The organism is Kribbibacterium absianum, assembly GCF_030067705.1.
In the GTDB taxonomy this organism is placed as follows: Bacteria; Actinomycetota; Coriobacteriia; order Coriobacteriales; family Atopobiaceae; genus Kribbibacterium; species Kribbibacterium absianum.
Genome location: NZ_JASJEX010000005.1, coordinates 146,308 through 158,248 on the forward strand (window position 1 = coordinate 146,308; position 11,941 = coordinate 158,248).

General features: G+C 68.3%; 10 protein-coding genes. 1 reads left to right on the forward strand and 9 read right to left on the reverse strand.

Translation table 11 applies throughout. The features are described from left to right. Window positions 1-42 precede the first annotated feature (42 nt). The 6 genes from nagA to QJ043_RS09715 form a co-directional block, all read right to left on the reverse strand. On the reverse strand, window positions 43-1,203 hold the full coding sequence (gene nagA / locus QJ043_RS09690) for an N-acetylglucosamine-6-phosphate deacetylase (RefSeq protein ID WP_283713417.1): 1,161 nt from the start codon (window positions 1,201-1,203) through the stop codon (window positions 43-45). Window positions 1,204-1,254: 51 nt separating this feature from the next. Beyond that, window positions 1,255-2,349, reverse strand: a complete 1,095-nt coding sequence (locus QJ043_RS09695; protein WP_283713416.1) for a hypothetical protein — start codon at window positions 2,347-2,349, stop codon at window positions 1,255-1,257. Window positions 2,350-2,460: 111 nt separating this feature from the next. After that, window positions 2,461-3,306 carry a rhamnulose-1-phosphate aldolase gene (rhaD, locus tag QJ043_RS09700; protein ID WP_283713415.1) on the reverse strand — a complete coding sequence of 282 codons (846 nt, stop codon included), beginning with the start codon at window positions 3,304-3,306 and terminating at the stop codon, window positions 2,461-2,463. A 183-nt stretch (window positions 3,307-3,489) separates the two neighbouring features. Beyond that, complete coding sequence (gene ychF / locus QJ043_RS09705; RefSeq protein ID WP_283713414.1) at window positions 3,490-4,554, reverse strand: redox-regulated ATPase YchF; 1,065 nt, start codon at window positions 4,552-4,554, stop codon at window positions 3,490-3,492. Between the two features lie 328 nt (window positions 4,555-4,882). Next, window positions 4,883-5,872 (reverse strand): hypothetical protein, encoded by a 990-nt coding sequence (locus QJ043_RS09710; protein WP_283713413.1) that lies wholly within the window; start codon window positions 5,870-5,872, stop codon window positions 4,883-4,885. 176 nt (window positions 5,873-6,048) lie between these two features. Further along, entirely contained in the window at window positions 6,049-7,332 is a 1,284-nt protein-coding gene (locus QJ043_RS09715; RefSeq protein WP_283713412.1) for a 4Fe-4S binding protein, read from the reverse strand. 138 nt (window positions 7,333-7,470) lie between these two features. Here QJ043_RS09715 and QJ043_RS09720 point away from each other — a divergent pair, with 138 nt between their 5' ends. Next, window positions 7,471-7,986, forward strand: a complete 516-nt coding sequence (locus QJ043_RS09720) for a flavodoxin (protein WP_283713411.1) — start codon at window positions 7,471-7,473, stop codon at window positions 7,984-7,986. Window positions 7,987-8,070: 84 nt separating this feature from the next. Here the strand turns inward: QJ043_RS09720 and QJ043_RS09725 are convergent, their stop codons facing one another. The 3 genes from QJ043_RS09725 to QJ043_RS09735 all read right to left on the reverse strand — a co-directional run bounded on the left by QJ043_RS09725 (window position 8,071) and on the right by QJ043_RS09735 (window position 11,725). After that, a complete protein-coding gene (locus tag QJ043_RS09725; RefSeq protein ID WP_283713410.1) occupies window positions 8,071-8,559 on the reverse strand; it encodes a hypothetical protein in 489 nt (162 codons plus the stop codon). A gap of 183 nt (window positions 8,560-8,742) precedes the next feature. Further along, complete coding sequence (locus QJ043_RS09730; protein ID WP_283722810.1) at window positions 8,743-9,147, reverse strand: hypothetical protein; 405 nt, start codon at window positions 9,145-9,147, stop codon at window positions 8,743-8,745. A 4-nt stretch (window positions 9,148-9,151) separates the two neighbouring features. Continuing rightward, a complete protein-coding gene (locus tag QJ043_RS09735; protein WP_283713408.1) occupies window positions 9,152-11,725 on the reverse strand; it encodes a DEAD/DEAH box helicase in 2,574 nt (857 codons plus the stop codon). Between the last annotated feature and the right edge of the window lie 216 nt (window positions 11,726-11,941).

Sequence of the window (11,941 nt, forward strand, 5' to 3'; positions counted from 1 at the left end):
CATCGGGCGCCATCTACAAGTCAAAACCCGACAGGCGGTGGCTCAGTTCCCGGCTTCCCAGGCCACGTCTCCGCCGATGTAAGTGGCGGTCAGGTTCATGTCCGCGTCCCAGCAGGCGAGGTCGGCGTCGCGGCCGGGACGGATGGAGCCGCACACGTCGTCGATGCCCACGGACTCGGCCGGCACCTGCGTCGCCATGCGCACGGCCTCGGCGGGCGTCGCGAGGCCCCAGCTCACGACGTTCCGGACGGCGTCCTTGAGGCCCACGGTCGAGCCGGCCAGGTTGCCTCCCTCGCGCAGGCGTGCCACACCGTCCACCATGCAGATGGGCAGCTCGCCGATGAGGTAGTCGCCGTCGGGCAGGCCGCCGCAGGAGAGGCAGTCGGTGACCAGGATCGTCTCGTCCTTGCCGCGGGAGCGCAGGATCACGTCCACCGACACCGGGTTCACATGGTGGCCGTCGCAGATGACCTCGTCGTACACGCCGTCGCAGGTGAGCGCCGCGCCCACCATGCCCGGCTCGCGGTGGTGGAGCGGGCTCATCGCGTTGTAGGTGTGCACGAAGACCTGCGCGCCGGCGTCCACGCAGGCACGGGCCTCCTCGTAGGTGGCGTTCGAGTGGCCGAGCGCCACCGTCGCCCCCATCTCGGTCGCCTTGGCCGTGAACTCCACGGCGCCCGCGCGCTCGGCGGCGATGGCGATCTTGAGCGCCCTGCCCTGCACGGCGTCCATCCAGGTCTCGAGGATGTCGATGTCCGGGTCGCCCATGTACGCGGGGTTCTGCGCGCCCTTGTACTTCTCCGAGAACCACGGGCCCTCGAGGAACACGCCCCGCACGCGCGAGCACTTGGGCTTGTTCACGTGATTGCCGATGACGCGGCAGGCCATCGTGAGCTGCTCGGTAGGCGCGGTGAGGGTGGTGGGCAGCCAGCTCGTGCAGCCGTTCTCGGGAAGGCGGGCGCACATCGCGTCGAGGCCGTCGGCGGAGAGGTCCATCACGTCATGGCCGGCGTAGCCGTGGATGTGCGTGTCGACGAGGCCGGGGCCGACCCACTGGCCGCCGCGCTCGTCGACACGCTCGACGCCCTCGGGGAACTCCGCCGAGAAGCGCCCGAAAACGCCGTCCTCGATGGTCAGGTAGCCGGGGCCGGTGGCCCCTCCCGGCAGGAAGAAACCATCGGCGTGGATAGCGAACTTTGACATGCTCTCTCCTCACATAGCGGGACGCGCGTGCCTGACACCTTTGTCCCTACGTTACTTCCCGGCGGCGAGGACCCCCACCTGCTGGGCCACCATAAGGTACGGAAGCGCCAGGTAGCCGGCGGGTAGACATGCACACCCGTCAAAGGTGAACGCCGGGCCCTCCCACCGCGGCGCCTCGTCCTGCTGGACGGCGACGGGCGTGCAGCCGTTCTCGGCGGCGTTCTCCGAGAGGCGCGCGAGGTCCGCGAGCGCCTCTTCGCGGTCGTCGGTGGGCTCGCTCGGCACGAACACGAGCGCGAGCGCGTCATGCGTCCGGCTCGGATCGAGCGCCGCGCCCTTGAGGTCGCCGAACGCCGCGTCCACGCCCCGCGCCTTCGCCTGCCGCGCCGCCTCGCGAGCCGCGCCCCCGCCGGCGAGGCCGTCCGCGAGGAACACCACGCGCTCGAAGGCCAGGTCCTCAAGATCGCCCACGGCAGCGCCGCGTTGCGTGACCTGCTCGCCCAGCTCGCGGACGTCGCTCACGCGGGACTCGCGCTGCCTCTCGGTGGCGGCATCGAGCGCGAGCAGCGTGGCCAGCTGCAGCGCGCCGAAACCGTCGAGGTCCGCGCTCCGGGCGGCGTCCTTCCGGTCCGCGGCGTCGCCCTCCACGGGCAGCGTCAACATGAACGCGTCGTCGTCATCGGTGAGGGCCTCCGCCAGCGGGTCGTCGGGGGTGCACGCGAGCGCGAGACAGAAGAAGCGCCCGGCCTCGGCCTTCACAGCGTTCACGGCCTTCACGAGACGGTCGCTCGGCACGGCCGAGAGAGCCACGAGCAGCGCCGCGCCCGCCTGCGGCACGTACGTGAGCGGCGCGTCGGCGAGCCGCTCGGCGTCCACGGCGGCGAAGGCCATGCCCTCGGCCTCACCGGTCGCCAGCTGGCCGCACGACCCGATCGCCGCATTGAGTGCCGCGCCGTCGCCCGTGAGCACCACGGTCAAGTTGTCCCGCGCCGCGGCATCCTTGGCCCGCGCCACGAGCGCGTCGATGTCCTCGCGCGCCTCGGCGACGAGCCTCGCCACGTCGCCCCACACCTGCGGCTCGCGTCGCGCCTCACCGTTGTCCTCGGGTTTCTCGCCGTTCAAGGCCTCGATGTCCTGCTCGAGCATAGGTCCTCCTCAATTCACGGTCTCCCAAGGGAGGTACCCGAGATGACAAAGGGGGTCGGGCACGTTTTGCCGCGCACCAAAAACCGATCCACGAGACGGCGCCCGGCCCCCTCACACTGAGAGATAGCCCTCGCGCGGCGTCAGCCCGAAGCGCTCACACACCGCGATGAGGCCCTCGTCGCTGATCCCCGGACGCGGCGTTCCCGCGGCACGGGCCGCCAGCCACACATGGCAGCACTTGTCCACGCACTCGAGCAGCCCGAGCGCCCCGCGCAGCGAGTCCCCACAGGCGAGCACGCCGTGGTACTGCCAAATCACGATGCGCCTCGTGCGCATCTGCTCGTTCGTCGCGTCGGCGATCCGTTGCGTGCCGCACACGCACCACGGCACGAAACCCACGCCGTCCGGGAACAGCATCACGCCCTCGGTGATGATCCGCCACAGCGCCAGCGTCACCTCGCGCGGCGTGTCGGGGCCTGCATGCGTGAACGCGAGGACGTTCGTGGGATGGCTGTGCAGGACCACCCGTTGCGCCGGGTCGGTCTCGAGCCGCGCCGCGTGCGTGGCCAGGTGGGCGGCCAGCTCGGAGCTTGGCACGCTCCCCCGCAACCCAGCGACGACGGCGGCCTCATTGCCCACCACCGGCAGTGCCAGAATCCCGAGCAGCTCGTCGGTCCGCTCGGTCATCTCCCGGAAGTGCGAACCGCTCGCCGTCACGAGGATCAGGCGCCCGCGCAGCACGTCCGGCACGTCCGGCACCGTCAGCGTGCGCAGGCCGTCGTCCGGGATGAGCCCGGCCTCCCCCACGCCCTCGGCGCACCAGCCGAGGGTCCGTCGCTCGTCCTCGGTGAGCAGCACACTCAGATTGCCGCCGTTGGCCTCGTCCCAACCCAGCTCCCACATCGTCCGGCACATCTCTGCCGCCTCGCGCACCACGTCCAGATCACGCCAGTCCATGTCAGTCCTCTCGCCAAACCTGCAGGTCGCACCCACCGTCAATCTTAACTGTCCTCGACGCTTCGCTCCTGCGCAGCCCAGGGGCGCCAGCACCCCTGGCCGCACGGCCCGCGCACAAAGAGCGAGGACGTCCGTCGGGCGCCCTCGCTCTTTTATCGGCCAATGTCGCTACAGGCGGCCGCCTCACACGTTGAAGCGGAAGTGCATGATGTCGCCGTCCTGCACGACGTAGTCCTTGCCCTCCATGCGAAGCTTGCCCTGGGCGCGGCAGCCGGCCTCCCCGCCGTTCTCGATGTAGTCGTCGTAGCTGGCCACCTCGGCCTTGATGAACCCGCGCTCGAAGTCGCTGTGAATGACGCCGGCGGCCTGCGGGGCCTTCGCCCCCACCGGGATGGTCCACGCCTTGACCTCCATCGGGCCTGCGGTGAAGTAGCTCTGCAGGCCGAGCACCTGATAGGCGCGCTGCGCGAGGGCCTCGAGGCCGCTGCGCTCAAGGCCCAGGGACTCGAGGAAGTCCTGGGCCTCGGCCTCGTCCAGCTCCGCGAGCTCCGCCTCCACCTCGGCGCACACGGGGATGGGCTGCTCGCCGTTGATGGGCGCCGGCGTCTCGGTGACCTGGTCCTCGTCGACGTTGGCCACGTAGATGATGGGCTTCATGGTCAGCAGGAAGAGGTCGCGCGCGGCGTCGCGCTCCTCGGGGGTCATGGGCATCGTGGCGGCGCGGTTGCCCTCGTCGAGCCACTCCGTCAGGCGCTGCGCCACGGCGAGCTTGGGCTGCAGCTCTTTGTCGCGCCGGGCGTCCTTCTCTAGGCGCGGGATCTGCTTCTCGAGGGAGGCGAGGTCCGCGAGGATGAGCTCGGTCTGGATGGTGTCCACGTCGGCGGCGGGGTCCACGCGGCCGTCCACGTGCACGACGTCCGGGTCGCTGAAGTAGCGGACCACCTCGCAGATGGCGTCGGTCTCGCGAATGTTCGCGAGGAACTGGTTGCCGAGGCCCTCCCCGGCGTTGGCGCCCTTGACGAGGCCGGCGATGTCCACGAACTCAACCGTGGCGGGCACGATGCGCCCCGGGTTGACGATCTTCGCGAGGGCGCCGAGCCGCGCGTCGGGCACATCGACGATGCCCACGTTGGGCTCGATGGTGGCGAACGGGTAGTTGGCCGCGAGGCCGCCGCGCTTGGTGAGGGCCGTGAAGAGGGTGGACTTGCCGACGTTGGGAAGGCCGACGATGCCGATGGAGAGTGCCATGGAGCGCTCGCTTTCTGGTTGCCTGTTTGCAACGTCCCACTTTACGCCGGGTTTGCGAGCGTGGCGGGGACGCATGGCGGTTACGGAGGCTGAAGCTACCTCGGAGCGCGCCGCGCATCCGGCCGGGCCTTCATAGATCCGCAGATTCGGCCGCAAGGGCGGTGCACCCCTCTCGGCACGCACCGCCCTTGCGGCCGAACCACCAAGAAGTCATAAGCCAAATCGTTGGTTCAAGCGCAATGGCGGCGCGTGGCGTGACCCGTGCGCCGCCATTGCGACCGAACGAACACAAGCTTGCAAGTTCGCACGGAACAGCGGTGCACTCCCGCTAACAGAGCGGATCCCAGTCGCGAAAAGCCTCGAAAAGAGCCCTCTGCGCCGCTCTCATTTCGCTTGTGGGCTCAGGTAGCGGCCGTTCGCGGGACTGTGCCGCCAAGATATTCGCGAAGACCTCGAAACGCTCGAAGCTCTCCCACGTACGCCTGGTCACCGGCAGGACGATTCGCCCCATGCCAACGGAAGCGAGGATCTTCTCCATGTCGTCCAGCATGGCATCCGGGTCATTGTGGGGCCATCCGTTGTACTCCACGTCCACGTTGACGCCCCACTCCCCGTCGTAGCGAAAGCTCTTTCGCACTTCCATCAGCGGAAGGATGTCCCCGGGAATCGCCACGTCCTCATTGACCCTTGGTGTCCCGAGACCCATTCCTCCCAGACGGCGCGGGACGCTCAGCATGATTGCGGTCTTTGCCTCCGGAATGGACGCACAGCCTTCGAGCGCATAGTCCAAGGCCCGAGCGTACCGTCGACACCCGTGCCACCGACCCTTTGCAAGCTCAAGAAAGTCATTCAATTCTTTGATGGTCGTCCAAGCCCCCGTGCCGTAGAGCATGCCGTCTCTTGCGTCTTCGTCCGCAGCGCTGCACCGGAAGGTCCCGCACTGCACAGTCATCAAGAGAGCGAGTTCGGGCACGCTCAGGTCGCGGGCTCGGAGGGCGCACTCGAACGGGGGTGACGTCACATAGAGCTCATTGATCGGGAAATCGTCTGGCGTGTTTACACGCCAGAACGCTCCGCCCGGCACGGCATACCTCCACACAAGGGCACTTTTGGTGACCTCTTGGGCCTGCGCCCTCGTGCCATGGCGCTGGCGCTTGTCCCCCACCAGCAGGGACACGTGCTTTCTGCCATCCGGCTCCGGACACAGGCGCGCGAGCGCCGTCACTTCGGCCACCGGCGTGCCCGCGTTCCGCAGCACCGAGCGGCAGCGGTCGGCCTTCCCGACCTCTTCCAGGTCCGGGTCGCCCGCCAGAATCATGTGCCGAGTCACGCCTGTCGCAATCAACATGCGCGCACGGTACCAAGGGCCTCTGGCCCGTTTGTCCTCAGTTTCTGACCAGGGTTTTCAACAAGCACGACGGATCGCAGGTCGGACAGCTATTGCGCCCCCAGGAGCCCAAGCGTCGACCACGCGGCACCGCAAAGTCCCCACATTTACTCTTCAGAGAGGGCGTTGCCCAGGTTCTCGAGCAGGTCGAGGCCCTTCGAGAGACCCTGTTTGCCCTCCTCCTTGAGCCTCTCCAGCTCGGCCTTTTGCTCGGCTTCCTTCTCCTTGCGGTCCTTCTCCTGGACGTCCGGGAGCACGAGGTCCTCGGCGTCGGCGAACTCGTACTCGATCGCGCCCGTGGGGCACACGTGCTCGCACGCGCCGCACTGGATGCAGTACTCGGGCGCGCAAGTCCACTTGCCGTCCTCCGTGATGTCGATCGTGTGCGTGGGGCACACCTGCTCGCACGCGCCGCAGAGGGTGCAGAGCGCGGGGTCGCACATCGGCGCGTAGAGGTCGATGTTCTCGGCCAGCTGCGGCTGCTTCTGCAACGCGCCCATCACGAGCTTGCGGCGGTCGGTGAGCAAGCGCCGCTTGCGGTGCGTGTTCGTGGTGCCAAGGGCCTTGTCCATCTGGCCCTGGAGCGCGTCGATCTGCTTCTTGTGCGCCTTGAGCATGTTGTTAACGCGGCGCGCGGCCGTGAGCACGGGGTTCGTACGGCTGATCAGGGCCTCGCCGCTCTTCATGATGGAGTCCACGAACTCCTTGCGCTGCCAGGAGCGGCGCATCTCATGGGCGAGGTCGCTCTCGTCCACCACGAGGTCGAGGCCGTAGCCCGCCCACGTCTCCGCGCGGGCGATGAGGTCGCAGTAGGCCTCCTCGCCGGTGGTCGTGCGGCACCGGTCGCAGATGCCCAGGGGCAGGAAGACGCTCACGTTGTCGAACTTGGCCATGACCGAGAACCAGACCTCGCTCGGCACAACGCCCACACAGGGCAGCACCACCTCGTTCTCCTCGGGCAGGCGACCGAGGGCGCGCGTGCAAGTGACGTAGGCGGTCTCGTGGCTGGCGGCGGCGCCGGCGATGCGATCGTACAGGCGGCGCGCGCCGAGCTCCTTCGTGTGGAAGCACTCGCTCGGGCACGCGGAGACGCACAGGCCGCACTTGATGCAGGTGTCGTCGATCTCGATGGCCTTGTCGTCCACAGTGATGGCGCCCTTGGGGCACACGCGGACGCAGCGGTCGCACGTGGTGGGGTCATTGGACTTGCAGCTGGTGCAGTACACGGTGGCCGCGCGCGGGCGCTCCTTGAAATCCGCAGGGTTCCAGACGGGCACCTCGTCCGGCTGCATGGCTAGCGTGTTCGCGATCTGGCCGAGCGGGTTGCCGACAGCCTTGAGGTCTTGCTGGATGTCGATGATGTCGTCGAGCAGGTCGCGCTTCTCGGCCATGGGGGCTCCTCAGAAAACACGCCGGGCAACGCCAGCGGAGGTCGCACAGATGGGTCGATTGTAGGCGATGGAGCCTGGGACGCCCGGGTGGGTACAACCTCGGCATCTCTGGTCGAAACGAGGCAAGGAGGCTTCGAGATGAGCAACGTCATCGTGTACTTCGCCTATGAGGGCGAGAACAACTGGAGCGGCGACAGCTCCGACCGCTCCGGCAGCAGCACCAAGGCCCTGGCCGAGCAGATTCAGAAGGCCGTGGGAGGGCCGATCCTCCAGATCGAGCGCCAGAACCCCTATTCCCTGGACTTCGAGCAGGTCATGGCCGAGGCGCGCCAGGAGCTGGACGACGGCGTGAGGCCCGCCATCGTCGCGCTGCCGGACCTTGAGGACTACGACACCGTCTTCATCGGGTTCCCGATCTGGTTCGGCACGATGCCGACCCCGGTGTTCTCGTTCCTGGACGGCGAGGACCTGGCGGGCAAGAAGGTGGCGCCGTTCTGCACCAACGAGGGGTCCGAGATCGGCCGCGCCGAGGCGGACCTCAAGGCGCTGTGCCCGGACTCGGTGGTGTGCCGCGGGCTGGCCGTGGCCGGCAACGACGTGGCCACGAGCGGCGAGAAGATCGACCACTGGGCGCACCGGGTGCTCGAGCGGTAGCATCGCCATCGCATCGAACGTGGGGAATGGGCCAGGACCCGGCGGGTCCTGGCCCATTCCTTTTGGCGACCATGTCGCGGGCGCTTACGCCGCCTTCGCGTCCAGGCGCAGGTGCATCGCGTTCATCACGCGACGCGCGATGGGCTGGGCGATGAGCGCCTCGACGAACAGGGCCACGCCAAAGTTGCGGGGCCAGCGCAGGATGAACTGCGAGAGCGAGTGGCCGAGCGTCTCGCCGGTCGCAACCATCGGGGCCAGCAGCGTGAGCGCCACGGAGAGCAAAAGCACGCTCGCCAGAATGTTGGCGAGGAGCTGCATGTTATAGGAGTCGTCCTTGTCGGCCAGCTTGTGCGTGAGCCACTCGGCCGGCCGCTTGGTGGCGAGCACGCACGCCACCACGAGCAGCCACGCCAGACCGATCACGGAGTACGTGCCGAGCCAGCTCTGGGTCGAGAAGCCGATCTCCATGCAGGTGAGGAGCGGCGCGATGATGTTCACCGAGATCAGCGACACCACGAGCAGAAAGACGACGAACTCCCGGTTGTTGCGGGGCAGGCGCATGTAGAAACGCACAGGCACTCCTTCTCTCCGCCCGCGCAAAAAAGCGCAGGCCGGAAGATCCGACCTGCGCTGAACCGTTATACGCGCGGGGCTGTGTGACAAGCGAGAGTCAATACTAGCGGCCCGCCCGGGGCGTCTCGTCAAATCGTCACAAAGCGGACGGCGACTGAAGGCGCCCGAGCGCGGCTCCCGCAGCTACTCGAGCGGGCGCTCGCCGTTGCGCCACAAAAGGTCGTTGGCCTGGTGCACGTCGAGGCCGTGCGCCAGGCACCACGCGACGATCGTGTCGCGGCGCGACGTGGGGTCGAGCGCGTTCGCGCCGCCGATCTCGATCATGCGCGACGCCTCGTCCGACCCCAACTGCCATCCGAACGCCAGGCGCACGAGCTTGTCACGGCTGCCGACGCGCGTGCCCTGCATGATCTGGTAGGCGTGCGCCGGGCTCATGCTCGAGCGGCGGATCACGTCGGCCCGGGTCTCCTCGGTCCACGCGAGGCGCTCTCGCGTCCATTCCGCGAGCGTGGGGCGGTCGAAGCCTCCCTCGCCGAGCACCTCCCCCACGTCCGCGCGACCGCGCAGGCGGTCGTCCCACACGCTCATGCGCTCACGCCAAGTCCTCGAAGAAGCCCACGCGGTAGTTCTGGAACACCACGCCGTCCGACTCCTGTGTCGCGTCCAAGTCCACGTCCGCCGTGATGCGGAAGTCGTCGTCCCCGTCCGCGTCGTGGAGGATCTGCGTCACGTGCCACAGGTGGTCGCTGTGCTCGGGGGCCTCGTCGATCTCCAGGAAGCGCGAGCTCCGCGCGTCGCCGTCGAGCAGGATCTCCTCGTGCTCGGCGAACAGCCCGTCCAGCTTCTGCGTCCACACGCGCGCGTTGTAGCCCCAGTCCGCGTCGAGTGCCCCGAGCGCCTCCGCGTCACGTCGGGCGGCAAGCGACACGCGCCGGAAGAGCGCGTTGCGCACCAGCAGCGTGAGGCCGCGCCGGTCGCGCACCACGACGTCGCCCTCCTCCTCGGGGGGCGCCGCGTCCAGGTCCGCGCCGGCGCTCGCCCACTCGTCCACGAGGCTCGAGTCCACCGACCGCACGATGAGCCCCAGCCACGCGACGATGTCCCGCAGCCGCTCGGTGCGCTTGTCCTCGGGCACCGTGCGGTCGAGCACGCGGTACGCGTCGGAGAGGTAGCGGAGCAGGATGCCCTCGAACCGCGCGATTCCGAGCTTTTGGATATAGCTCTTGAAATCGCTCGCGCTCTCGAGCATGTCGCGCAGGATGCTCTTCGGCCGCACGGAGTAGTCGCGCGCCCAGGGCACCTGCTCGCAGTACTCGCCGTACGCGGCCTCCAGCAGGTCCTCGAGCGGCTTCTCGTAGGTGACGTCCTGCACCTGCTCCACGCGGTCCTCGTACTCCACGCCGGCGAACTTCAGCTCCTGCATCGCCTTTTGGCGCGCCTGCCGCTCCTGCGCGCGCAGGATCTGGCGCGGGTCCTCGAGCGTCGCCTCGCACATCGAGACGACGTCCAGCTCGTAGTCCGGGCTCTCCGGGTCGAGCAGCTCGAGCGCCGCCAACAGGAAGGGCGACAGCGGCTGGTCGAGCGCGAAGTCCTCGGGCAGGTCCATGGTCAGCGCGTCGGTCACGGTGCCGTCCTCGGCGACGGTCTCCTCGATCACGCCGGCGTCGATCAGGGTCGCGAACACCTCCGCCGCGCGCAGGTGCAGCGCCTCTTTGTCCTCTGGCTTCTGGAGCGACTGGTCGACGATTGCCCGCACCTTCGACCGCGCGTCGCCGCCCTGCTCGGTCACCGAGAGCACCATGGAGTGGCTCACCCGCATGCGTGGCACGAGCTGCTCGGGCACCGACGCCACGAGCTGCTCGAAGGTGCTCTTGTTCCAGGCCACGAACCCCTCGGGGGGTCGCTTCTTCTTGACCTTGCGCTGCTTCTTGGGGTCGTCGCCGGCCTTGGCCATCGCCTTGAAGTTCTCGATGTCGTGCTCCGGCGCCTCCGCGAGCACGAGCCCCTCCGTGTCGAAGCCCGCGCGCCCGGCACGGCCCGCGATCTGATGGAACTCGCGGCTGCGCAGCCGACGGACCCGGTGGCCGTCGAACTTGGTGAGCTGCGTCAGCACCACGGTGTGGATCGGCACGTTGATGCCCACGCCCAGCGTGTCCGTGCCGCAGATCACGGGGAGCAGCCCCTGTTGCGCGAGCTTCTCGACCGCGAGCCGGTACCGCGGCAGCATGCCCGCATGGTGGACACCCACGCCGGCCGTCAGCAGGCGCTTCAACGTTTTACCGAACGCCGTCGAGAACCGCGTTCCCTTGAGCGCCTCTGTGATGGCCTTGCGCTGCTCTTTTGTGGCGACACCGTAGCTGGCGAGGTTCTGCGCGGAGGCGAGCGCCGCGTCCTGGGAGAAGTGCACGATGTAGAGCGGCCCCTCGTCGTTGCGCAGCGCCAGCTCGACCGTCGCCTCCAGCGGCGTCATCACGTACTCGAACGACAGCGGCACCGGGCGCTCCGCATCGAGGACCTTGTCCACGGGGCGGTCCGTCTGGCGCTCCAAGAGCCCTGCGATGTTGGAGACGTCCCCCAAGGTGGCGCTCATCAGCAGGAACTGCGCGTTGCGCAGCACGATGAGCGGCACCTGCCAGGCCCAGCCGCGATCCGGGTCGCTGAAGAAGTGAAACTCGTCGGCGGCGACGGCGGAGATGTCCGCGCCCGCGCCCTCGGTGAGCGAGCGGTTCGCGAGGATCTCGGCGGTGCAACAGATGATGGGCGCGTCCGGGTTGATCTGAACGTCGCCGGTGAGCATCCCCACGAGGTCGCGGCCGAAGAGGTCCACGAGGTCGAAGAACTTCTCCGAGACCAGCGCCTTGATGGGCGCGGTGTAATAGCTGGTCTCGCCCATCGCGAGGCACATGAAGTGCATGCCAAGGGCCACCAGCGTCTTTCCCGTGCCGGTCGGGGTGCCGAGGATCACATGGTCACCCATCATGAGGCCCATGAGGGCCTCCTCTTGGTGCGCCCAGAGCTCGATGCCACGCGTGCCCGCCCAGTCGATGAAGGCGTCGAAGGCCTCCTCGCGAGTGAGGTGGTCGCGGACGTTGAGCTCGAGCGCGAGCTGGCCCAGCTCACCGTACCGACCGGCGGTCAGCGGCGACGCGGACTCATCGATGGCCATGGGTTCCCCTCTCCTCTGCGTGCGGGTCGATTCTACCCGGAGGGGCCGCAGGGCGCCGGTGCACTTCGCTGGAAGCGAACTGGCGGAGTCGCCAGCCTAGATTCGCGTCTCTACCCGAACGGTCCCAACACTCACCGGAACGCGTCGCGCTGGGTTCGGGGACCCGGCACCCTTTTGGCGACGGGCCGGACAGGCCGGCCCACGTCGGGAAGGGGG